The sequence below is a fragment of the Ruegeria sp. HKCCD7181 genome (assembly GCF_057221055.1).
This window is the reverse complement of the sequence record NZ_JBWVBC010000002.1, coordinates 471,532-493,969: the sequence shown is the minus strand read 5'-3', so window position 1 is coordinate 493,969 and position 22,438 is coordinate 471,532. Positions and strand designations below refer to the sequence as shown.

Genomic DNA, 22,438 nt, shown 5'->3' with positions numbered 1-22,438 from the left:
TGCGTCCTGCTGCTTACCCGCCCATTTCAACTATTACGGCGCCGAGTGCAATCAATGCCATCAGTGCAATGCGTCTTGGACCGACGGTTTCTTTCAGCACCAACCAGCCGATCAATGCCGCGAAGACAGTCGATGTTTCGCGCAGAACGGCGGCCTCGCCGACCTTGTCCAGTCGGGTGGCCAGCATGATGGCGCCAAAGGAAAGTGGGGCGATGATACCCCCCACAAGGCCACGCAGCATCAGCGGGCCAAGCGCCGGGCGGTTGATCATGGCCCGCCATCTAAGCGCTGCATAAATCGGCATCGCCACACCGTCGATCATGAAGAACCAGGCCAGAAAGGTGAACGGGTCAGCGGTGGCGCGAATGCCGTAGGCGTCATAGGTCGTGTAGAGCGCCACGAACAGGCCGGTGGCAACGGCCAGAATCAGAGCGATGCCAAGCGTTTCTCGGTTGGTCTCGAGAAAGTGGAAGTTATATGCTGCCAGTCCGAAGATACCCGCCAGCAGTGTTGCCACACCTAGCCACTGAACCACCGAGAATGTTTCTCCGAACAACAGAAAAGCACCGATGACAGTAAACAGGGGGCCTGTACCGCGCACAACGGGGTAGACCACGGTATATGAGCCCTTGGTGTACGCCATGGCCTGAAGCATTTTGTAGGCGATGTGAATAAGCCAAACGACGGCGAAGATCGGCCACATATAGGGTTCGGGCCACGGAACCACGAAGAACGCCAGAGGAGCGGCCATCAGGCAATAGCAAGCGTCAATGGCGCCGCGCGACAACCAAGGGTCATGGCGCCCCTTTTGCAGTGCACCGAAGACCGCGTGCAGGAAAGCTGCCATCAGTGCCAGGCCAAGGGCCAGCCTGTGGCCGGCTTCTGTGCCTTCAAGGGAGATCAGCCAGTCGCTCAAAAATTGGCCTTTTGCTGGATTGATATGGTGGGGGCTATCTGGCTTTCATCCCTGATGGATACTCCGAACCGGATGAAGGTCAGATCAGGCTGCGTCCAAACCGGTCAAAGCAGCAGCGAAATCTTCTGGGTCGAAAGGGGCGAGATCGTCAATCTGTTCACCTACGCCGATTGCGTGGATCGGCAGTCCGAACTTGTCTGCGAGTGCCACCAGAACGCCACCTTTTGCCGTACCGTCGAGCTTGGTCATCACGAGGCCTGAGACATCGGCCAGATTGCGGAAGGTTTCCACTTGGCTAAGCGCATTTTGGCCAGTTGTGGCGTCCAGCACCAGCAGGGTGTTGTGGGGCGCAGTGTCGTCGACCTTGCGGATAACGCGAACGATTTTTGCCAGCTCTTCCATCAGGTCGGTACGGTTCTGCAAGCGGCCGGCAGTGTCGATCATCAGCAGATCAGCGCCCTCTTCCTGCGCCTTGGTCAACGCGTCGTAGGCCAGCGAAGCCGGGTCCGATCCTTCGGGCGCGGTCAGTACCGGCACACCGGCGCGGTCGCCCCAGACTTGCAGCTGTTCTACTGCTGCGGCGCGGAAAGTGTCGCCAGCGGCAATGACGACCTTTTTGCCTGTCGCCTTGAACTGGCTGGCCAGCTTACCGATGGTCGTGGTTTTACCGGAGCCGTTGACACCGACAACCAGAACCACCTGCGGGCGCTTGGGGTAAATGGGCAGAGGTTTGGCGACGGGCTCCATCACACGGGCCACTTCCTGTGCCAGAAGCTGCTTTATTTCCCGGGCCGAGAGTTTGCGGCCATAACGCCCCTCGGCCATATTGGCGGTGACGCGCAGAGCAGTGTCAACGCCCATATCCGAGGCAATCAGCAGCTCTTCGAGCTGTTCCAGCATGTCGTCATCCAGCGTGCGGCGAACCACTGCCTTGTCGTCGCCGCGGTTGAACAGGCGGCCCAGCAGGCCCTTGCTCTCGGGAACTTCCGGAGGTGTCGGGGCCGGTGTGGGGTCAGCCGGGATTGGCGCAGGAGGTTCAAGCGGTTGCGGGACCGGTTCCGGGGTGGGAACTTCGGGAACCGGCTGCGGCTCGGGCTCGGGATCGGGGATCACCGGGTCGGGTGCCGGGGTTTCTTCGCCGCCATCCTCAACAATCGCCTCAAGCCCTTGCTCGAGGCGCGATGAGGATTTGAACAGCTTGTCCTTCAGCTTGGAAAAAAACGCCATTTTTGGTCTCCGCAGGTGTTCCCTTCACCTAATGCGGAATTGCGGCAGTTGCAAAGGGTCACGAAAAGGCAAACAGGAATCCGGCCTGCGCACCCCAGTATAGCGGCCAGACCAGATAAGGCGTGAGCTTCAGGGCAGGGTGGTCAGCGGGTAACAGGAATTTTTCGGTCGCCAGAATCAGATCCGATGCGATGAAGGCAATTGCCGCAGGAAGCGCCCAGCGTAATGCACCAGCCTCGGGCACTGCCAGAACTGTTACACCCATGCCGAGGATGATCGGAATATAGGCCAGAACCGGCCCCTTTAGCTCACCGGCGCGAGGTGCGAGCAGAGTAGCCATGACGATGCCCAGCAGGATGAGAGACCAGGCGATGCCCGGGTTGTCTAAGATCAGAGTGGCGTCGCTGGCGGGAAAGGTCAGAAACAGTGCGATATAGGCAAGATGCCCGGCGGCAAAGGCACCGATTCCAGCCATAAAGGTCGCATCGGTTTCACGTGACAAAAGTGCATCCCCGACAGCGCACAACGCCAATGCCAATATCAACAGCCACGGTGCGGCTTGCATCAGAGCCAGTACCGCCAGCAGCGCTACCGAAACGGTTTTCGCGATGGTGCGCAACGAACTGGCCGGGCGTACCGTTAGTGGCAGGTAGGCTAGGGCGCAAAAGAAAGCTGCGAAAAAGAGTACCTGTGTCATTCCATCTAACCTTCGGGCTTCGGTGCGCTGCCTCACACTGTCACCCGGTGTGAGATGCAGACTCAAGCTGTGACGTAGAGTTAGCCGTCGGGTCAGGAAAAGGTTGAATGGTGCCGTGGCGCGGCATCTGACAGAATATGGTCATGTTCAAACGCCTGCTGATTCTTGCTCTTGTCTCGGCGCCAGCTGCTGGTGCGCAATCGCCAATGTCCGGTGCCGAATTCGACAGCTATACCAACGGTAAGACACTTTTTTATGGTTATGGTGGCCAGATCTATGGGGTCGAACAGTACCTGCCTAATCGTCGCGTAATCTGGTCGTTTCTGGACGGCGACTGCAAGAAAGGCGTGTGGTACGAACGCGAAGACCAGATTTGTTTTCTGTACGAAGACCGGCTGGACCCCCAATGCTGGGTCTTCACGCGGTCGAGCGGCGGGCTGATTGCTCAGTTCGAGGGTGATCCGGCAGCCACGGAGCTATATGAAGCCGAGGACGTCGAGGAAGAAATGGTATGCCTTGGCCCAGAAGTTGGCGTCTGAGGTTTGATCAGGTCACCTGAAGATCGCGATAGCTAATCATGACGTGTTCCTGAAACGCAGGCCGTTCGGTCAATGTGTCGTAGTACCGGCGCAGGGATTGAAGGCGCGCGCGTTGAATATCAATATCGTAGTAGCGAAACAGGATATGGCCAAGTTGAATATCCGCCAGAGTCAGGTCCGGCCCGGCTAGGTATGTGCTTTCCGCCAGTCGCTCGCCGGCGATTTTCAGTTTGCCTTCAAGGGCCGCGACGGCCTGCTTTACGGCGTCGGCGTCCTGCTTTGATGATGCCGTTCTAACAACCTGCCAAAAGACCGGAACCGTAAAGGCCATAGCAACGTTGATTTTTGCCCATTCGGCCCATTTGTCGATTTCGGCCCGCCGTACAGGGTCCTTGGGCCAAAACGCGTCGCTGCCATATTTGTCCGCGAGAAAACGCAAGATTGGTCCGGTTTCCCACAGTGGTGGGTTTTCACCATCCTGCAATACCGGGATGGTTCGGTTCGGATTAAGGTTCCGGAACTCTTCGGTATCGAGCCCACCGAAGCGGTACCCTACATCATGCCGCTGATACTCCAGACCAAGCTCACCAACACACCACATCAGGGCCTGCACGTTGGATGATGTTTTGCGACCCCAGATCGTCAGCATGGCTCAGAACAACGATCCCTGATCCGGAGTATTCGCTTTGGCTTTTTTCACGGAAGGTTTGGTTGGTGCACCTGTTTGGAGCCGGCCATCGGAGAATTCGATCTCAAGAACCGGATGCTCTGATGCTTGCGCTTTCGTCGTGACGACTTCTCCTTCGGCGCGCACGACAGCATAGCCGCGTTCCAGCGTCGCCTTGTAGCTGAGCGTTTCGCGCAGGCGATCCGTTGCCTCCAATTGTTGGCGCAGGCGGTCCAGGCGTGTGGCCTGGGCAGTGTTCATGCGGTCCGTCAGTTGGTTCAGCATATCGCGCCTGGTTGTCATTTCGCGCTGAATTGGACGGAGTGACAGGCGTGAGGACAAGTTACGCCACCGATCACGGCGGGTTTCCACTAGCCCGCGCAGTGTCGAAGGACGCAGATGCGCCGAAGTATCCAGCAAATTCAGACGGCGGGTCTGAACGCCCCGGAACAGGGCGTTGGGCAGGCGTTCAGACGCCTGATCCAATCGTTGACGCGGTGTGTCCAGCAAAGTTCCGGCGCGCGGCAGAGCGCGGGACAGGTCGCGCAGGCGCTGGCTGCGCCGTTGGACCGCGTCAGCTGCAGAGCGTGACAGGCGGGCGCCCTGTTCACCTGTCCAGGCCAGCAGCTCCATCCGCACAGGAACAGCCAGTTCTGCTGCCGCGGTGGGCGTGGGCGCGCGTCGATCTGACACAAAGTCGATCAGGGTGGTGTCGGTCTCGTGCCCGACCGCCGAAATCAGAGGGATTTCTGAAGCGGCTACAGCGCGGGCGACAATTTCTTCGTTGAAGCCCCAAAGGTCCTCGATCGACCCCCCGCCGCGGGCGACGATGATCAGGTCGGGACGCGGTAGCGCGCCGCCTGGGCTCAGTTGGTTGAAGCCTTCGATGGCGCGAGCAACTTCGGGGGCGCAGTTCGAGCCTTGCACAGCGACAGGCCAGATCAGCACCTTGCGCGGAAAGCGGTCGCGAAGACGGTGCAGGATGTCCCGGATCACAGCGCCGGATGGAGAGGTCACAACTCCGATGATCTGGGGAAGATAGGGCAGGGGTTTCTTGCGCTCGGGTGCAAACAGCCCTTCGGCCTCAAGCTGTTTCTTGCGCTTTTCCAGCAGCGCCATCAGCGCGCCTTGGCCAGCAACGGCGACCTCATCGACGTTCATATTGTATTTTGACTGCGCGCCAAAGGCGGTGAGGCGACCGGTGACAACCACCTCTAGCCCTTCTTCGGGGACAACAGACAGCCCGGAAACCTGACCCTTCCACGTGGTGCAGGCCAACACATTCCGGTCATCTTTGACATCGTAATACAAATGGCCCGATCGCGCCTTGAATACACGCCCGACTTCGCCGCGCACGCGGATTCGCCCGAACGAGCCTTCGAGCGTGCGTTTTACCTCGCCAGAGATCTCGGAGACTGTGTATTCGGGGGTATTTTGACCCGGAACAGGGTCGTCAAGCAGGTCGGACATTTCAGCGCCTTGTGTCAAATGCCTGCCCAGCTTAGAACGCCCCGCAAGCAAGGCCAAGCAGATCGGAGAGCATTCATGAATATCCTCATTCTCGGCAGCGGTGGGCGCGAACACAGCCTGGCCTGGGCGGTTATGCAAAACCCCAAATGCGACCGTCTGATTGTGGCGCCGGGTAATGCCGGGATCGCGCAGATTGCCGATTGCGCGGCGCTGGATATCGAAAACGGCGGGGCGGTTGTAAGCTTTGCTGAAGAAAATGCGATTGATTTTGTAATCGTCGGCCCCGAAGCACCCTTGGCAGCGGGTGTAGCTGATCGTTTGCGTGAAGCTGGCGTTTTGGTCTTTGGTCCTTCGGCCGAGGCTGCTCGGCTGGAAGCATCAAAAAGCTTCACCAAGGAAATCTGTGATGCTGCGGGCGCACCAACCGCGGCCTATGCGCGGTTTTCTGAGGCCAAGCCAGCCAAAGCCTATATCCAGGAACAGGGCGCTCCGATTGTGGTCAAAGCCGATGGTTTGGCGGCAGGTAAAGGTGTGATCGTTGCCATGGACGAACAGACCGCGCTGGATGCCATTGACGACATGTTCGGCGGTGCGTTTGGCGGCGCCGGGGCGGAAGTAGTCATCGAAGAATTCATGGAAGGAGAAGAGGCGTCGCTATTCGTGCTTTGCGACGGAGAGGATATTCTGTCCATCGGCACAGCACAGGACCACAAGCGTGTGGGCGAAGGTGATACAGGTTTGAACACCGGCGGCATGGGCGCCTATTCGCCGGCCCCGGTACTGAGCACGGAAGTCGAAACTCTGGCGATGAATGAGATCGTGCGTCCGACCATGGCCGAGATGAAACGTCGAGGTACGCCGTTTCAGGGAGTTTTGTACGCGGGTTTGATGATCAAGGACGGGCAGCCTCGACTGGTGGAATACAACGTCCGGTTCGGCGACCCGGAATGCCAGGTGCTGATGATGCGTCTGGGGGCTCAGGTGATGGACTTGATGCACGCAGCTGCAGAAGGGCGGCTGGGTGAGGCACAGGTAAACTGGGCTGATGACCACGCGATTACGGTGGTAATGGCCGCCAACGGGTATCCGGGACCGTATGATAAGGGTACTGTGATCAATGGGTTGGATGCTTTGGCTGAGGATAGCATGAATATGGTTTTTCATGCGGGAACAAAATCGGCTGACGGGAAAATTCAGGCGTCTGGCGGTCGTGTTCTGAACGTGACCGCACGGGGTGACACGCTGCACGAAGCCCGGGATCGGGCTTACGCGATGGTGGAAGGCGTCGATTGGCCAGACGGCTTCTATCGTCGCGACATCGGCTGGAGAGCTCTCTGATCGCAGGGCTCCCGCGTCTTGACGCTGCATCAAAGATGTGACGCCAAAGGCCTTTGTCCGGGCAGCCCGCTGATGCGGGCTGCGGTTGTTTAGGATGTGCAGGCCATTGCTTGGTCAATCGCGTCGGGTGTGAAGCGGCCTAGCGCGTTCTGCACCCAGTCCCCATTGAATTTCACACTGACAACGTTGCGCCAGTCAGCACTGGCGACGATAAGTTCCGGGCCTGCGCCACAATCCCGCACACCGCCGCTGATGAAATCTTCGCCGATCCGGTGGTTGGTCAGGCCAGGTAGGGTGGCGATCTCTGTCAGGTTGCCGTCCGCGAACCGCCAGATGCGCAAGGTCTTGGCCAGATGCGGGCGATCGATATAGGCAATTTCGATGTGCCCGTCGTCATCCAGATCTGCCGCACCGATCGGAGAGAGCCAGCGGAAACGGGTGCCGATATGTGGTGTCGAGGCGATCTTGTCTCCGCGGGCGTTGTATATCGCCAACTGAGCGCCCGTTTGGTTATGAGACTCGACAACGACAGCTTCGAACGTGCCGTCTTGATCAATGTCCACCAGTCGTGGGGCGAGATCTTCGAATACCCGGTCCAGTGGCAAACGAATTGTCACTATGGAGCGCTTCAGGACTGAGTTTGTGAGCAGTTCGGCTGTCGCTGATGCGTTTTTGACCGAGAGCTGAAGGGCTCCGTATTCGACATTGTCGCCCAGAACGCCATGTGCATAGCGCGTGGTAGGTTCAAAGTAGCGAGCACTGGTGATTGTATCGGCGACAGCTGCGGGGTTCGTCCCCGCGAGCCACATACACGACAGCAGCAGAGCGCCGCGTGCCCGGCATTGCCACAAGCAAGCGGGCAGGCGCGGCGCCTTGGAATGCATTAGATTTGCTTTTCGGGCATCTGCACGACCAGACCATCCAGCGCGTCGGTGACCTTGATCTGGCAGGTCAGGCGCGAGCGGGCAGGGTCAGGTTCAAAGGCAAAGTCCAACATGTCTTCTTCCATGTCATCCTTGGCCGGAACCTTCTCAACCCAGTCGGGGTGAAGATAGACATGGCAGGTCGAACAGGCACAGGCACCGCCGCAATCGGCCTCGATGCCGGGGATATTATTGTCACGTGCCCCTTCCATGACGGTCAGTCCGTTGGCGACCTCGACTGTATGCTCGGTACCGCCATGCTCGACATAGGTGATCTTTGCCATTGCGTGCGTCTTCCTTTTGCGATGTTCCGCATCTTCTTTAGTCAAGCATTCCGGGTCTTTCCAGCCTCATTTGCAGCCAGACGTAACGTGTTTGTTCAATGCGCGGCTGCGTTTTCCTTTTGTTTCGGTTCGGGCGGTTCATTGCCCGCTCGCGAACCTTGCTGATTGGCGTGAAGTGCAATTCGATTGTGACGTATTCTCTATGATTGAAACGGGAATGATATCTGGCGGTTGTCGGGTGGTTGGATTTGTGCTGATCATGCCCTGTTACGCTGACCAAGATGTGGAGGAAATTTATGGCACTTACGGTACAGGACGCGAAAATTGTTGTTGGAATGAATGATCGCGGTGATGAAGAACATGATATTGCCGCGTGGTTCGGCGAAAGCCAGGCAAAGATTGTCGATGTCATTGATGGCATCAGCCATGGCGCATTGACCGCTGCAAATGATGATGAGTTGCATCCGGTTGGAGCCCCGGGCCCGAAAGCGCTGCGATTGCGCAGTGACGTGATCAGGGCGCTGGACGCACTGGATGGTGATGACCTTGCCAAGGCCAAGATTGCGTTGCGGGAAGGTCTGGCCAAGTTCAATGCGCACGACGCCAAGTGAGTTTCCGCGCGCCGAGTGAATTTCTGTCGGCGCGCGACCTGGCCGCATAAGGGCAGTTTTCGCAGGGTGGTTTCGACTGGACTTCCTTGCCGTTTGTTCTATTTTTGTTCTTATGCTTGTGACTCTCGCTCGCCCTGCAACTCCGGACCGGAACTGGCCCCGCCCTCCCGCTTGTCTACCCGCCTGTCAGTTGGACGCCCCGCCCGAGGGCGCGCTTGTGGCGGTGGCGGGGCTGGTGATCCTGCGGCAGAGGCCGGGGACGGCGAAGGGGGTGATCTTTGTCACGCTTGAGGATGAGACCGGCATCGTGAACGTGGTGGTCTGGCGCAAGATCTACGAACGCTTCCGCCGTGCGGTGATCTCGGGGCGGCTTTTGCGGGTGACGGGCCGGATGCAGCGTGCGCATTCGGTGACCCATGTGATCGCGGAAGAAATCGAGGATATCTCAGGCATGTTGGATGTGCTGGTGCAGGGCGAGGGGTAGGAAAGGCCCCCAGCAATCCCACGCGCGCTAGCGACAAAGTGCTCCGCTGCGATGACGAGCCGTATCAAAATGGAAATGCCCCTTGTGAAACCGATCCGCGTCGGGACCAAGCACCGTGCCGAACAAACCGCAGGCGCCGCTGTGCAGCTTACGCATAACGTCGCTCGAATTTTCAGCGTTCCACCCGTCGCCAACAGTAATCACAGTGCCATCCATTAACACAAACGCAGAAATATCGATTGCTCGACCTCTGGCATGCTCAGAAAGACGCGCGCGAGGCTGATTGTTCTGCGTCCGGCAAGAATAGTGGCCAGCAAGACGCAATCCCTTTAAGCCCCCCCCATGGTCAGCAAAAGCTGGTTTGGCCGTGCCTTCAATCCATGTTTTGAGCGTAATAGCCGTCTCGCAATCCATAAGCGCTAACTGACTGAGCAAGATGTCAGACACCATATGAACCCGAATTGGGTTGGTGATTCCACATCCACGGTATTTTCCTGAAAAAGACTTGCGCTTCTCACCCAGAATTGTCCAATCGCCGCACACCGCGCCTCGTTTTTGCAATTTCTCACGTCCGAGTGCGATCAGACGAAACTTGCAGGGCCGCAACTCTGGCCTCAGAGAAACCACCACCTCCGGCCCTGGTGCAGCCGCGGCTGTCGCGGACGCGTTTACGGTGTGCACGTCACCGTCGCCGACCGGCTCGTATGCAATGAGATCGGAAGGTTGAATGTATGGTCTTTCAGCACAATCCGGCGCGGCACTCGCCATACCACCCGCGCACAGCATCAATATCGCGGTTAATATCCGCATCAAATCGATTTGTCTCGTATCATGACTGGTTCAATCCTACTCTGCCCGACCTAGGTAAACTCACAATGTTTGCTTCGATTTCGGATGGAATATTGATGCATCAGACAGTTTCCGATTTCGAGCGCCACACGCAACTATACTCCCCAATCAAACTATACACGCCATTGCCAGTGATCGCCAAAATTGAGCGATAAAGAAAATTAACGCTATAATCCAAAATGTTACCCGAAACAATTCATCAAGGCAGCCGAAGTCTGTTTCGCTGTAGGTGACAATGCAACTGGTGCCGCGCTCAAGGGAAGTTGGGAACCTGTTCAAAACTGTGAGTCGAGTGTGTTGCTTGTCCAACAGCTACGTAAATATTTGCTTTCGTTACCTATATCACCTCGGAAGAAATCAAGAAACGCATGGAAATGCTGGATTTGGTGGTTCGGAGGTAGGGACGCATAGCTTACGCGTTCACTTCTCACGCTGGTTTCATATGGATTGCGCAAGATCGCGGACCATATGCAGGTGAAGCCCAATTCCATGCGCATCGTCCAGGCTTGGTACACGTGTTTCAACCTCGACCTGAAATCCAACATGGCGATAGAAACCTACGGCTTGATTGTCGGCAGACACATCAAGACAGACCTGAGAACACCCACGCGCAAAAGCCTGCGCCTCGGCAGCCCTTAATAACTGGTTGGCAACGCCCGCACCTTGCATTTCAGGCTTCACAGCAAATTCCAGAATATAATAGGACCCATGCCGCGGCACAGGGAACAAGCGATCCATCCAATACAATGCAGATGTCAAATGTTCCGCCTCTTCGTCCCCCAGCGACTTTGCTTGGTGGACGACTGAAAAGTCGAAATTCGCCGCATATTCGTTTTCAGTGTGCCCAATAAGAAGCCCGACGATATTGCCATGGTTCAAAGCCACAAATGCCTGCTTATGCGAATACAGCCCCTGATCAGCAGGCCACTCGCATTCAATGATCTTGTGCAATACACCCATGTTTTCAAACATGTAGCCGTTTAGCTTTGGGTCTGTGCTCCAAAGAAGATCAGCCAATTCCGCCGGTGACGCAGATTGCAACGCAGGCTGAATCGAAACGGTCATGTTAGGTCCTTCTGCACACCGTGCCCTCAAAATCGGTTTCACGTCTGATGCTGCATAGACACTCAAATAGCATTGGTTTGGATTTAAAGGAAATTCTCCAGCATTGACCGTTGTAGGTATCCCTGTATCGACGTTTCCTTAGAGCGTGCAAAAGTTGGCATTTCCAGGCCGTTGCAATGCGGCCGCTTATTCACCGCTTGAACAGAATTCCTTGCGCCTGCTTGTCCCTGTGATCTCCGCGTAGCTCTGCATGCAGCGCGCGACCCGCTTGCACGCCGGGACGGGCACTTACGGTGTCCAGCCAGCGGGCGAAATGAGGCTTGTCCTCCAGTACCTGCTGCTGACCTTCCCATAGACTGGCCCAACCCCAGATCGACATATCGGCGATAGAGTAGAAATCGCCTGCGACGTACTCGTTTTCAGCCAACCGACGATCCAACACGCCATAAAGGCGCCCGACCTCGGTGCGGTAGCGGTCTTTGGCATAGGGAAGGTCTTGCGGCGGGTCCAATTGCGGCGCGTATTTAAGAAAGTGGTGTGCCTGACCGGCCATCGGACCGACGCCGCCCATCTGCCACATCAGCCATTCCTCGACTGCGATCCGGTCGCGTTCGGATTTACCATAATACCGACCAGTCTTGCGGGCCAGATACATCAGGATTGCACCGCTTTCGAAAACGGAGATCGGCGCCCCATCTGGCCCGTCGGGATCAACGATGGCAGGCATCCGATTATTGGGCGCGATCTTCAGAAACTCGGGGTCAAACTGTTCGCCCTTGCCGATATTGATCAGATGCGTGGTGTAGGGCAGCTCCATCTCTTCCAAAGCGATGGATGCCTTCCAGCCATTCGGCGTGGGCCAGAAATACAGATCGATCATGGTGCCTCCTCAAGTTGAACAGATCATGCGGTATTCTGCGCAATCGGCAAGAGGCGGTTACGAAAGCGTGACACAGGGCAACCGGGCTTGACGGGCAAGGACGCGCGGCGTATTTGCGTCGCAGAAGCTACGTGGCGATTTGTTACCGGATTGCGGGCCACGCTAAACAACACGCTAAAAGGTCAGGATGAAAGGCCCCTTTCGCTTGACCGCGTCTGGGGTTTTTTTGATGCCTTTGCCGGGCAAGGGCCGAGAGGAATGACATGAGCGAAAGCTGGAACAAACGCACCCAAGCCGTCCACGGCGGCATCCGTCGCAGCCAGTACAATGAGGTCAGCGAGGCGATCTATCTGACGCAGGGCTTCGTGTATGACACTGCCGAACAGGCCGAGGCCCGTTTTCTGGAGTGCGGACCTGACGAATTCATCTATGCCCGTTACGGCAATCCAACCGTTTCGATGTTCGAACAGCGCATTGCGGTATTGGAGGGAGGCGAAGACGCCTTTGCCACCGCATCCGGCATGGCGGCCGTGAACGGTGCGCTTGTGTCGATGCTGAAGGCAGGGGATCACGTTGTTTCGGCCAAGGCGTTGTTCGGGTCGTGCCTGTATATTCTGGAGAACATTCTGACCCGCTACGGCGTCGAAGTCACATTTGTAGATGGCACCGATCTGGATCAGTGGAAGGCCGCGATACGCCCGGACACCAAGGCGGTGTTCTTTGAATCCATGTCCAACCCAACGTTGGAGGTGATCGACATCGCCGCCGTGGCCGAGCTGGCACATGTTGCAGGCGCGGTCGTGGTTGTGGACAATGTATTCTCGACGCCGGTTTTTTCGCGTGCAATCGAGCAAGGGGCGGACGTTGTCGTCTATTCGGCCACCAAGCATATTGACGGACAGGGTCGTGCCCTTGGTGGTGTGATCATCGGCACCAAAGATTTTATCCGAGGAACTGTTGAGCCGTACCTTAAGCACACTGGCGGCGCGCTGAGCCCCTTCAACGCGTGGATCATGCTTAAAGGGCTGGAAACCATCGCGCTGCGGGTCAATGCACAGGCCGAGACAGCCCAGACTTTGGCCGAAGCGCTCGAGGGGCACCCGGCGCTGGTACGCACACTTTTCCCTGGTTTGAAAACCCACGCGCAAAACGCTCTGGTTCAGACCCAGTTGGGCGGCAAGGGTGGGACTGTCTTGTCGCTGGACATCAAGGGCGGTAAAGACGCGGCCTTTGCCTTCCTGAATGCGCTGACGATCCCAGTGATCTCGAACAATTTGGGTGACGCCAAGTCGATCGCAACCCATCCCGCAACCACAACGCATCAACGTCTGAGTGATGAGCAGAAAGATGAGTTGGGTATAACGCCGGGACTGATCCGCTTTTCTGTTGGCCTTGAGGATGCGGGCGATTTGCTCGCTGACATCAAAAAGGCGCTGGACGCGTCGCAGAAGTGAGCTTGTCCCTGGGTGGACCGACCGCCCAGGGATATGACCAACGTGCTGCAAGCGCACACGACGCTTTCGCACCGAAAAAGACGGTTTCGCACAGAAATACCTGATCTGGACTGATACTGTGGATGTATAGGGCTTTACTGGTGTATGGTCCGAAACCGTCTATAATCCGGCGGCGAATTCAAGGATACTCAGCGCATGAACCTACATTCCCGAGATTTGGACGACGCCCCTGACCGCGATGAGGCCGCCGTCGCGTTGAGTGTTTTGCGCAAATGGGCGTCTTCGGTATCTGAGGCAGAAATCAGCCAGCTCGATCCGGCGATCGCACGTCTTGTTCCTGGTTTGACGCCGGTCAACTATCCCTCTCTGTCGCGAGAATACCCGGAAGGGTTTGTGGCAGACGAGTCATACAAGGCCACATTGCCCGATCTGCAGAACGGACCTTCCAGCCTGATCCGGGGAGCCAGACAGCAGATTCAACATGTCGGGATTTCGAACTTTCGCCTGCCGATCCGGTTTCATCGCAAGCACGGTGACGATCTGACGCTCGAGACCTCTGTTACCGGGTCTGTCAGCCTGGAGGCCGAGAAAAAGGGCATCAACATGTCCCGGATCATGCGGTCATTCTATAAACACGCGGAACGCACCTTCAGCTTCGAGGTGATGGAGGCTGCGCTGGATGGCTATAAGACGGACCTCGACAGTTTTGATGCACGTATTCAGATGCGCTTTTCTTATCCAGACAAGATTAAAAGCCTGCGGTCCGGATTGGAGGGGTATCAGTACTACGACATCGCTCTGGAGCTGGTTGAGCGCGGCGGAGAACGCCTGAAGATCATGCATCTGGACTATGTCTATTCTTCGACTTGCCCCTGTTCGCTGGAACTGAGCGAACACGCGAGGTCGACGCGAGGGCAATTGGCGACGCCGCATTCCCAACGCTCGGTTGCACGTATTTCTGTCGTGGTGGATTGCAATGCGGATTGCCTGTGGTTCGAAGATCTGATCGCCCTGTGCCGTCGTGCGGTCCCGACCGAAACACAAGTCATGGTCAAACGTGAGGACGAACAAGCCTTTGCCGAGTTGAACGCGGCCAATCCGATTTTTGTCGAAGATGCCGCCCGCCTGTTCTGTGCCGAATTGCAGGGTGATCACCATGTAGGGGATTTCAGGGTAATTGCCAGCCATCAGGAAAGCCTGCACAGCCATGACGCGGTATCGATTCTGACCGAAGGCCCGACCTTTGATACCTCAAGTCTGGACCCGCGGTTGTTCACGACTCTGTTCCATGTTGGCTGATTGACCCTACGGAACCTTCTGAAATAACACCGCAATTTTGGTCATTGGCGCTTTATTGCCGCAATGCAGCGAGAAATGCTGCAATTGCTTGGATTTTTGCGTTAACCTCGGCCCGAGCGCAGCTGCTGCCTGCCATTGCGGTGGTGCAGCCAGAAAGGAAGCCGGGACGTGCGACGCCTTGGACAGCCAATCCCTGAAACCGCCCTCAAGATCGGGGCGGATAAGCCTCTTTTCCCTTTGTCCGACTGCCTCGCTTTCAAAGGAGAAATAAGTAATGAATCCGATTTCCTATCCATTTGAAGTTCAGGCGGCAGCCTTCCGTGTGGCGGGCTACGCAGTGACAAATCAGATGAGGATCATGCAGATCATAACCCGCTCGGCGTTGGAGCTTCCTATGGCGCCAATGAATGCACTGCACGCCGCATCCGCGACGCCGCGACCCGCCCCTGCGAAACCAGCGGCACGAAAGATCGCGGGCAAGCCCAAACCTCCGGCCTTTAAGCGTGCCAAGCCTGCGGAATCCTCGAAAAAAGTTGCGCCCGCTGCCGCCAAGCCCAAGGCTGCACCTGCCGCCACCAAACGCAAGTTGACAGCGGCTTCTCAGTCAAAACCGGCTGCGGCACAGTCAAAACCAGCTGCGGCACAGGCCAAACCGGCTGCGGCACAGGCCAAACCGGCTGCGGCACAGGCCAAACCGGCTGCGGCACAGGCCAAACCAGCTGTAGCACAGGCCAAACCAGCCGCAGCTGCAAAGCCTGTGGCAAAGAAGGCGCCCACTACCGCAAAAACGCAACCCGCCGCTGCGGCTAAACCGGTCCCCGTTGCGGCCGAAACTGCTGTCAAACCTACCGCATCTAAGGCGACGGTTGCCAATCCAATGCCGTCTTCCAAACCTGCGCCACAAGCGGTCCGTCGCTCGAACGCGCCATCTAAGGCCAAGCCAGCAGCGGTAAAAGCGGCCACCCCGACGACTGTGGCGGAACAGCCCAAAACGCCGACCAGACGCACGCGTTCGCCCTCGAATCCACCTGCGATGCCGACACCGACGAAAAAAACTGGCGAATAGCAGGGGATCATCTGCTTGACACGGTCGGGTAGGCGCGCCAACGCTGCCCGTCATGATGGATCTTCGTCCGGTCGGATATGTGATAGGCCTGCTGGTCGCCGTTCTCGGGGCGACCATGCTGCTGCCCATGGTTGCGGACCTGATCGACGGTCGGGGCGAATGGACCGTTTTTTTTGAAAGCGCCGTCATCACCATTCTGACCGGCGCGGTCCTCGCCATGAGCTGCGCAAACGGCGTAGGGGAAGGTCTGACCATTCGGCAAACCTTCTTGCTGACAACCGGAGTTTGGGTGGCGCTGCCGATATTCGGCGCCATCCCTTTCCTGTTCGGCGAGACCGAGCTGCGCTTCGTCGATGCTTATTTCGAGGCGATGTCCGGCCTCACAACGACGGGTTCTACCGTAATATCGGGATTGGATAATCTGCCCCGCGGCCTGCTGTTGTGGCGCGGGTTGCTGCAATGGCTGGGCGGTATCGGTATTATTGTGGTCGCGATGGTGTTTCTTCCCGAACTGCGCGTGGGTGGAATGCAGATATTCCGCTCGGAAGGTTTTGAGACTATGGGGAAAATCCTGCCGCGCGCACAGGAGATCGCTGGGCAGATTTCCCTGATCTACGTGTTTCTGACCTTAGTGTGCGCGCTTGTGTACGCTGGCTTCGGCATGAGCTTCTTTGATGCGACAGTCCACGCAATGACCACGATCGCAACGGGTGGGTTTTCGAATTACGACAGCTCGTTTTCTAGATTTTCCGGCGCGACAGAGTACGCGGCCTCGGTCTTTATGATTTTGGCGGCGTTGCCTTTCGTGCGCTACGTTCAACTTGCTAACGGTCACACCGGGTCTCTGTGGCGAGACAGTCAAATTCGGGCGTTTCTGGCGACGATCCTCGTTCTGGTGGTCGTCATGTCCGTGTTCCTGACCTCTGTGTTCCCCCATCACTGGGAGCAGGCCGTGAGGGAATCGCTTTTCAACATCACATCGATCATTTCAGGAACGGGCTATGCCAGCGTCGACTACATGGGATGGGGCAGTTTTCCGGTCATGATGTTCTTTCTGATCGGACTGATTGGCGGCTGCGCTGGATCCACCGCTTGTTCAATCAAGGTCTTTCGGTACCAGTTGCTGTTCGCTTCGATTAAAACTCAGATAAATCGGATCAGAACGCCGCATGGTGTGTTCATGCCGACCTATGATGGTCGGCCAATTGGTCGGGACGTTCTGACCTCGGTCATGAGCTTTTTCATGTTTTTCGTGCTGTCCATGGGCGTTCTGTCCTGGGCGTTGGCTTTTACAGGGCTGGATTTTATCACATCGGTATCTGGTGCTGCGACTGCGCTGGCAAATGTGGGGCCGGGCCTCGGGAATCAGATCGGCCCCGCCGGGAACTTCGGCGGATTGAACGACACAGCAAAATGGCTGCTTACAATCGGAATGTTGGTCGGCCGGCTTGAACTGCTGGCCGTCTACGCAATCTTTACCGTGCAATTCTGGAGAGGCTAATGAAAAGACCCCTTGGCGCGCAAATTTCGCACATGCTCAAGGATCGGGGAGTAGATGTGATATTTGGCATTCCCGGCGTTCATAATCAGGAGATGTATCGGGGAATTGAAGAGGCCGGGATCACCCATATTCTTGCCCGCCACGAGCAGGGCGCAGGATTCATGGCCGACGGTTATGCCCGTGCAACCGGCAAGCCGGGCGTGGCTTATGTGATCACCGGACCGGGCCTGTGCAATGTCATGACTCCGATAGGACAGGCTTACTCCGACTCGGTTCCGATGTTGGTACTGTCCTCGTGCCTGGATGAATCCCAGGCTACACGGGGCCAACTGCACCAGATGAAGGATCAGCGGCTGGCTGCAGGAACGGTCGCTGACTGGTCGCTTCAGGCTGACACCGCGCCCGCGGCCTATGGGCTCATTGAGCGGGCTTTTGAAGAATTCGAACTGTCTCGCCCGCGACCCAAACATATTCAGGTCCCAATTGCTCAACTTGAGGCAGACGCCGATTCCGCGCCCTTCCCAAATCAGCCTGCGCAGCGCAACCAGGTGCTGCCACCTGATGTCGCGCCGGTTCTGTCGCTGTTGAACATTGCAAAACGTCCGCTGTTCATTCTGGGCGGTGGTGCGCGTTCGAACCTGTGGCGACAGATACTGACGCAACTGGGGGCGGCATGTTTCACCACCTATGCTGGGCGAGGGATGGTGGGAACGGGTTATGCCCTGGACTTTGGTTCAATGTTGCCAAGGCCCAGCAGCGTGGATGTAATTTCATCAGCAGATCTGGTCGTCACCGTTGGCGCCGAACTGGGTGAGGTCGATCTGTGGCGCAGTGATCTGGGTCACACCGCCCAACACGTACGTGTCGATCTTGACCCCGAAGTACTGTCGGACCGTCACCGCGCGGCCGTAAAGCTGCAGGCGGACGCCGAAAGTTTTGCCCGTGCCTTGTGGGAGGCATCAGACAGGGTCAAACCCGCAACAGGCTGGAACCCGCAGGAGATCGCCGAAGCGCGCGCCAGGTGGCGTGCCGAGGTCGATGCAGAAAGGCCCGGTATCGTACCGGTTGCGGATGCCTTACGTGCCGCGATGCCTGCGGACACCATGATCTATTCGGATATGACCCAGTTTGCCTATGTTGCAAAAGAAATCTGGGACATGCCTTATCCCCATCATTGGCATCACCCGACGGGCTTTGGGACATTGGGTTATGCTTTGCCTGCCGGTATTGGCGGGGCAGTGGCCCGACGTGGCAAGCCCACGGTCGTTGTCGCCGGTGATTACGGTTTTCAATACACAATGCAGGAACTTGGGGCCGCGGTTGAGTTAAAACTGTCTTTGCCGATCATCCTCTGGGACAATGGTAAACTGAAAGAGATCGAAGACAGCATGGTGCGCGGCCAGATCGCTCCTAATGCCGTCGTGGCGCGCAATCCCGACTTCTGCAAGCTGGCAGAGGCGTATGGCGCACTGTCGGCGGCTCCGAAGGATCTGACAGAACTGCAATCGACTGTCCGCACGGCTTTGGACGCACCTGTGCCCACTTTGATCCGAGTGACGCCGGACATTCTGTAAGCCGGGAGAGAATGAAAAACGGCGCTGCGGAGATCGCAACGCCGTTTCCTGTTCGAGCCCGATGGTTTTAATCCCAGCAGTGAACCAGAACTGTCATGCCGCTGGCCCGCCGATTCAACTCATTGGGTGAGATCTGTGACGTTCCCTGACCGGGTTGGCCGGAAACACCGGCTTTGGCCAGGACTTCGGTCAAGCTGTCCACATTCGCCGCCAGGCTGACACTGGCCGGCAGTGTGCGCCCTTCTGAAGGGTTCGGCAAAAGCATGCCAACCACATTGCCGTTTTCGTCGAAGACCGGTCCGCCGGCGTCGCCCGGCTGAGCAGACAGTTCCAGACGTTTGACACCGGTCTCGCCATTTAGTCCGCGAATGTCGGCGATCTTGCCATAGGTCAATGTTGGCGCGCCCAACGCGCCCTCATAGGAATAACCGGACACGGCAATTTCGGACTGAAGACGCGGTTGTTCTGCTTGGAATTCCGCCACGCTGATTGGGGCGAGGGTCTGGTTGGGGCGCAGAACGGCGATGCCCTGGTCGGCGTCAGACCAGGCCACCTGCGCTTCCTGATCTCCATCCAACGTAATGCGGGCACAGCCGTCCGTGATTTCTGAAACGGTCAGGACCGAGCCATTTGCGTCTGCATAAAAACCGGAACGTGACAGGCGCGGCTTGCGAACCTGAAGGCCGGAGACAAGGTCAATCCTTTGTTCCGCATTGGCACCGGCTCCGGCATCCAGAACCGCGTCCGAGGTGTCTAAGCTGGCGCGCATGGCAGCCAGAACTCGCGCCCGGCGGGCGTCGTCCCCTTCGGGCCAGACCAGAGTGAAGCCTTTGATCTTGTCATCTTTAAGCGCTACCTGCGTATACGAGACGATACCGTTGCCACGGCCTTCGATGGTGAATGCGTCGCGGCGCAACTCACGCGGGCCGGTCAGCGGAACGATTTCAAGGGATTGCATCACCTCATACAGCGCGCGCAACGTGGCCCTGCTGCCTTCCTGACTGATCAGCAGAGCCTGCGCGCCCAGTTCCGAAGTTGAACTGAAGTGGGCAAAAGGAGCCTCGTACCGGTCGAATGAGATAACGCCCAAGGGCATGTCCATGGTGATACCGGCCTGTGAATCCACATGACGTTCCATGCCAGCACTGATCAACGGCGCATTATAGTCATCCATCAGGGTCTTGCGTTGCAGGGTGGTCAGAACTCCCGTGGGTTCGAACCCGTTGAACCGCTGCCAATCCGACATCGAGCGTCGGGTTCCTGCGCCAAAAGCTCCATCAATTGTTGAACTATAGAACCCCGCGGCCTGTAACGCGGTTTGCAAATCTCTGCGTTCCTTGGCGCTCAGCAGTCGTTCACCCTGAAGGGCCTGTGAACGGGTTTCTTCCGCCGGCTGCAACGACAGGCTGGTTACAGGTTGTTCGGGTTGTGGTTCCGCCGGTGGCGTGACCACACCCCGGTCCAGGATGTTCGCGCCGACAGGCCAGAACTGCTGTCCCAGCGCGCTGGTGAACGCAATGAAGCTGTCAGAGGGAATTTGGCCCTCGGCCCGGTAGACCCGCAATACCTGTTCGGCGTCCGATCGCAAATAGGGCCCGATAACAATAGCATACCAGCCGCTGGTCAGGCGAAACCCGTTCACATCAGGCAAGGATTGGGCATAGTTCTGCGCGCGGTCCTGAGCTTCGCGCAGCGAAGGCTGCGCCTCGACCTGAACCCAGACGCCCTGGTCCTGCTGGGCGGTCGCAGCGCGCAACCCAAAAAGTAGAAACAAAAGAATTGCCGTGAAAGTACGTGTCATATTCTGCCCGTTTTATGCAGCGTTTTTTCCTTGGTGCAGATTACGCGATTTAGGTGCCCAAACGCCATGCCTGCATTACGGGGAATTTCCGGTGTGGCTGCGCAGTGACAGCCTTGGATGATTGGCCCGTTGACGCCAATTGGCCCCTTGCATAGGAAGGGCAAAACCTACCGGAACCGGGCGCCGATGCGTCCAAAGGGAATGTCATGACCGAACCGTCCAACGCACCTCGTTCATTTCAGGAGATTATCCTGAGGCTTCAGACCTATTGGGCGTCGAAGGGATGCGCGATTTTGCAGCCATACGATATGGAGGTTGGGGCAGGGACGTTCCACCCGGCGACTACATTGCGTGCCTTGGGGTCCAAGGCGTGGGCTGCAGCCTACGTACAGCCCTCGCGCCGCCCAACCGACGGGCGCTATGGAGAAAACCCTAACCGGTTGCAGCACTACTATCAGTACCAAGTGCTGATAAAACCCAGCCCGCCTGACCTGCAAGAGCTGTATCTGGGTTCCCTTCAGGCCATCGGCATCGACATGGACCTGCATGACATCAGGTTTGTCGAAGATGACTGGGAAAGCCCCACTCTGGGTGCTTGGGGTCTTGGCTGGGAGGTCTGGTGCGACGGTATGGAAGTCAGCCAGTTCACCTATTTCCAGCAAGTCGGCGGTTATGATTGCGCCCCCGTGTCAGGTGAGCTGACTTATGGGCTTGAACGTCTGGCGATGTATGTATTGGGCATCGATCACGTAATGGATATGCCGTTCAATGATCCTCAGTCGCCCAGCCCGCTGACCTACGGTGATATCTTCAAGCAAACCGAAGAAGAATACGCCCGCTGGAACTTTGACGTGGCCAATACCGAAGTTCTGCTGCGCCATTTCGAAGAGGCCGAGGCCGAATGCGCCGCCATTCTGGCGCAGGAACACGACGATCCCAAGACCGGCAAACGTATCATCATGGCCCATCCCGCCTATGATCAGTGCATTAAGGCCAGCCATATCTTCAATCTGCTGGACGCGCGGGGCGTTATCTCGGTCACCGAACGGCAAGCTTATATCGGTCGCGTGCGGGCGCTGGCAAAGCAATGTGCGGACGCGTTCGTCCAGACCGAGGCCGCCGGGTTCGAGGTCTGATGGGGCGTTTAGGCCAATCCAGGAAGCAGTGCTTTAAGCCCATCGGCGATCATGCCGATCGCGATGGCCGACAGGATCATGCCCATGAAACGGCTCATGATCACGCGCGCGTTGTCCGACAGTCGTTCGGCAAGCCAGGAAGCGTTCCAGAAGGTCGCCAGCAACAAGGCGACCACGACCGCGAAGACGCCAGCGTAAACAACGGCTTCGAGTGGGGATTTGATGTGGTGCGCATAAAGGATAAGCGTCGTGATTGTGCCCGGACCGACCAATATCGGAAAGGCCAGCGGGTAAAATGCCACCGTTTCGGGCGCCGGGTAGGATTTCTTTTCCCCGTCAGTCCCGTGGTGCGAGCTGCTTTCGTTTCCGTTCAACATATTGAGGCCGATCATCAGTACCACCAATCCACCCGCGACACGCAGGTGGTTCACACTTATTCCGAACAGGCCGAGGGCCGGGCTGCCAACAGACGCAAACGCACCCCCAAGGATCAGGCAATACACCGCTGTTTTCACCGCAATTTTGCGTTGTTCCACAGCCGGCAGGTCTTGAGTGACGCTCAGAAACACGGGCAAGTTGGTGATCGGATTCATGATCGCAAACAGCGCGCCGAAAAACCCGACTGCAAGGGTCGTTTCCATGTGGGTGGCCTCGTTT

Annotated in this window: 22 protein-coding genes and 1 riboswitch; of the genes, 10 read left to right on the top strand and 12 right to left on the bottom strand. The window is 57.4% G+C overall.

Going from position 1 to position 22,438, the window contains the following annotated elements; all coding sequences use genetic code 11:
- Nucleotides 1-13: 13 nt before the first annotated feature.
- The 3 genes from AC2TCY_RS05950 to AC2TCY_RS05940 form a co-directional block, all read right to left on the bottom strand.
- Nucleotides 14-916 carry an EamA family transporter gene (locus AC2TCY_RS05950; protein WP_480846159.1) on the bottom strand — a complete coding sequence of 301 codons (903 nt, stop codon included), beginning with the start codon at nucleotides 914-916 and terminating at the stop codon, nucleotides 14-16.
- Nucleotides 917-1,000: 84 nt separating this feature from the next.
- Nucleotides 1,001-2,143, bottom strand: coding sequence for a signal recognition particle-docking protein FtsY (gene ftsY, locus AC2TCY_RS05945; RefSeq protein WP_480846157.1), 1,143 nt, complete (start codon nucleotides 2,141-2,143; stop codon nucleotides 1,001-1,003).
- A gap of 58 nt (nucleotides 2,144-2,201) precedes the next feature.
- Nucleotides 2,202-2,840 (bottom strand): lysoplasmalogenase, encoded by a 639-nt coding sequence (locus tag AC2TCY_RS05940; RefSeq protein ID WP_480846155.1) that lies wholly within the window; start codon nucleotides 2,838-2,840, stop codon nucleotides 2,202-2,204.
- A gap of 143 nt (nucleotides 2,841-2,983) precedes the next feature.
- Between AC2TCY_RS05940 and AC2TCY_RS05935 the strand changes: the two genes are divergently transcribed.
- Nucleotides 2,984-3,379 (top strand): hypothetical protein, encoded by a 396-nt coding sequence (locus AC2TCY_RS05935; RefSeq protein ID WP_480846153.1) that lies wholly within the window; start codon nucleotides 2,984-2,986, stop codon nucleotides 3,377-3,379.
- Between the two features lie 7 nt (nucleotides 3,380-3,386).
- Here AC2TCY_RS05935 and AC2TCY_RS05930 read toward each other — a convergent pair whose 3' ends face one another.
- Both AC2TCY_RS05930 and xseA read right to left on the bottom strand, forming a co-directional pair.
- A complete protein-coding gene (locus AC2TCY_RS05930; protein WP_480846152.1) occupies nucleotides 3,387-4,028 on the bottom strand; it encodes a glutathione S-transferase family protein in 642 nt (213 codons plus the stop codon).
- A 3-nt stretch (nucleotides 4,029-4,031) separates the two neighbouring features.
- Complete coding sequence (xseA, locus tag AC2TCY_RS05925; protein WP_480846150.1) at nucleotides 4,032-5,516, bottom strand: exodeoxyribonuclease VII large subunit; 1,485 nt, start codon at nucleotides 5,514-5,516, stop codon at nucleotides 4,032-4,034.
- A gap of 75 nt (nucleotides 5,517-5,591) precedes the next feature.
- On the opposite strand from xseA, the gene purD reads away from it, so the two are divergent.
- Nucleotides 5,592-6,854, top strand: coding sequence for a phosphoribosylamine--glycine ligase (gene purD / locus AC2TCY_RS05920; RefSeq protein WP_480846149.1), 1,263 nt, complete (start codon nucleotides 5,592-5,594; stop codon nucleotides 6,852-6,854).
- Nucleotides 6,855-6,943: 89 nt separating this feature from the next.
- Here purD and AC2TCY_RS05915 read toward each other — a convergent pair whose 3' ends face one another.
- Nucleotides 6,944-7,738: an FG-GAP repeat domain-containing protein gene (locus tag AC2TCY_RS05915; protein ID WP_480846148.1), complete on the bottom strand. Its 795-nt coding sequence runs from the start codon at nucleotides 7,736-7,738 to the stop codon at nucleotides 6,944-6,946.
- Nucleotides 7,738-8,061, bottom strand: a complete 324-nt coding sequence (locus AC2TCY_RS05910; protein ID WP_037307538.1) for a 2Fe-2S iron-sulfur cluster-binding protein — start codon at nucleotides 8,059-8,061, stop codon at nucleotides 7,738-7,740. The genes AC2TCY_RS05915 and AC2TCY_RS05910 overlap by 1 nt, the downstream gene beginning before the upstream one ends.
- A 296-nt stretch (nucleotides 8,062-8,357) precedes the next feature.
- On the opposite strand from AC2TCY_RS05910, the gene AC2TCY_RS05905 reads away from it, so the two are divergent.
- Both AC2TCY_RS05905 and AC2TCY_RS05900 read left to right on the top strand, forming a co-directional pair.
- On the top strand, nucleotides 8,358-8,672 hold the full coding sequence (locus AC2TCY_RS05905; protein ID WP_480846146.1) for a hypothetical protein: 315 nt from the start codon (nucleotides 8,358-8,360) through the stop codon (nucleotides 8,670-8,672).
- A 112-nt stretch (nucleotides 8,673-8,784) separates the two neighbouring features.
- Nucleotides 8,785-9,156, top strand: a complete 372-nt coding sequence (locus tag AC2TCY_RS05900; protein WP_480846144.1) for an OB-fold nucleic acid binding domain-containing protein — start codon at nucleotides 8,785-8,787, stop codon at nucleotides 9,154-9,156.
- A 27-nt stretch (nucleotides 9,157-9,183) separates the two neighbouring features.
- Here AC2TCY_RS05900 and AC2TCY_RS05895 read toward each other — a convergent pair whose 3' ends face one another.
- The 3 genes from AC2TCY_RS05895 to AC2TCY_RS05885 all read right to left on the bottom strand — a co-directional run bounded on the left by AC2TCY_RS05895 (nucleotide 9,184) and on the right by AC2TCY_RS05885 (nucleotide 11,950).
- A complete protein-coding gene (locus AC2TCY_RS05895) occupies nucleotides 9,184-9,966 on the bottom strand; it encodes an extensin-like domain-containing protein (protein ID WP_480846142.1) in 783 nt (260 codons plus the stop codon).
- A 477-nt stretch (nucleotides 9,967-10,443) separates the two neighbouring features.
- Nucleotides 10,444-11,070 (bottom strand): GNAT family N-acetyltransferase, encoded by a 627-nt coding sequence (locus AC2TCY_RS05890; RefSeq protein WP_480846141.1) that lies wholly within the window; start codon nucleotides 11,068-11,070, stop codon nucleotides 10,444-10,446.
- Nucleotides 11,071-11,260: 190 nt separating this feature from the next.
- Complete coding sequence (locus AC2TCY_RS05885; RefSeq protein ID WP_480846139.1) at nucleotides 11,261-11,950, bottom strand: glutathione S-transferase N-terminal domain-containing protein; 690 nt, start codon at nucleotides 11,948-11,950, stop codon at nucleotides 11,261-11,263.
- 121 nt (nucleotides 11,951-12,071) lie between these two features.
- Nucleotides 12,072-12,148, top strand: a riboswitch (SAM riboswitch).
- A gap of 65 nt (nucleotides 12,149-12,213) precedes the next feature.
- On the opposite strand from AC2TCY_RS05885, the gene metZ reads away from it, so the two are divergent.
- The 5 genes from metZ to AC2TCY_RS05860 all read left to right on the top strand — a co-directional run bounded on the left by metZ (nucleotide 12,214) and on the right by AC2TCY_RS05860 (nucleotide 18,844).
- Nucleotides 12,214-13,404 carry an O-succinylhomoserine sulfhydrylase gene (gene metZ, locus AC2TCY_RS05880; RefSeq protein WP_480846138.1) on the top strand — a complete coding sequence of 397 codons (1,191 nt, stop codon included), beginning with the start codon at nucleotides 12,214-12,216 and terminating at the stop codon, nucleotides 13,402-13,404.
- Nucleotides 13,405-13,599: 195 nt separating this feature from the next.
- Nucleotides 13,600-14,703, top strand: coding sequence for a GTP cyclohydrolase FolE2 (folE2, locus tag AC2TCY_RS05875; RefSeq protein WP_480846136.1), 1,104 nt, complete (start codon nucleotides 13,600-13,602; stop codon nucleotides 14,701-14,703).
- A gap of 274 nt (nucleotides 14,704-14,977) precedes the next feature.
- Complete coding sequence (locus AC2TCY_RS05870) at nucleotides 14,978-15,769, top strand: hypothetical protein (protein WP_480846135.1); 792 nt, start codon at nucleotides 14,978-14,980, stop codon at nucleotides 15,767-15,769.
- Between the two features lie 52 nt (nucleotides 15,770-15,821).
- Complete coding sequence (locus AC2TCY_RS05865; protein ID WP_480846134.1) at nucleotides 15,822-17,270, top strand: TrkH family potassium uptake protein; 1,449 nt, start codon at nucleotides 15,822-15,824, stop codon at nucleotides 17,268-17,270.
- Complete coding sequence (locus AC2TCY_RS05860) at nucleotides 17,270-18,844, top strand: thiamine pyrophosphate-binding protein (protein ID WP_480846133.1); 1,575 nt, start codon at nucleotides 17,270-17,272, stop codon at nucleotides 18,842-18,844. The genes AC2TCY_RS05865 and AC2TCY_RS05860 overlap by 1 nt, the downstream gene beginning before the upstream one ends.
- 67 nt (nucleotides 18,845-18,911) lie before the next feature.
- Here the strand turns inward: AC2TCY_RS05860 and AC2TCY_RS05855 are convergent, their stop codons facing one another.
- A complete protein-coding gene (locus AC2TCY_RS05855; protein WP_480846132.1) occupies nucleotides 18,912-20,645 on the bottom strand; it encodes a serine protease in 1,734 nt (577 codons plus the stop codon).
- Nucleotides 20,646-20,851: 206 nt separating this feature from the next.
- Here AC2TCY_RS05855 and AC2TCY_RS05850 point away from each other — a divergent pair, with 206 nt between their 5' ends.
- On the top strand, nucleotides 20,852-21,781 hold the full coding sequence (locus AC2TCY_RS05850; protein ID WP_480846131.1) for a glycine--tRNA ligase subunit alpha: 930 nt from the start codon (nucleotides 20,852-20,854) through the stop codon (nucleotides 21,779-21,781).
- An 8-nt stretch (nucleotides 21,782-21,789) separates the two neighbouring features.
- Here AC2TCY_RS05850 and AC2TCY_RS05845 read toward each other — a convergent pair whose 3' ends face one another.
- A complete protein-coding gene (locus AC2TCY_RS05845) occupies nucleotides 21,790-22,422 on the bottom strand; it encodes a MarC family protein (RefSeq protein WP_480846130.1) in 633 nt (210 codons plus the stop codon).
- Nucleotides 22,423-22,438: the final 16 nt, after the last annotated feature.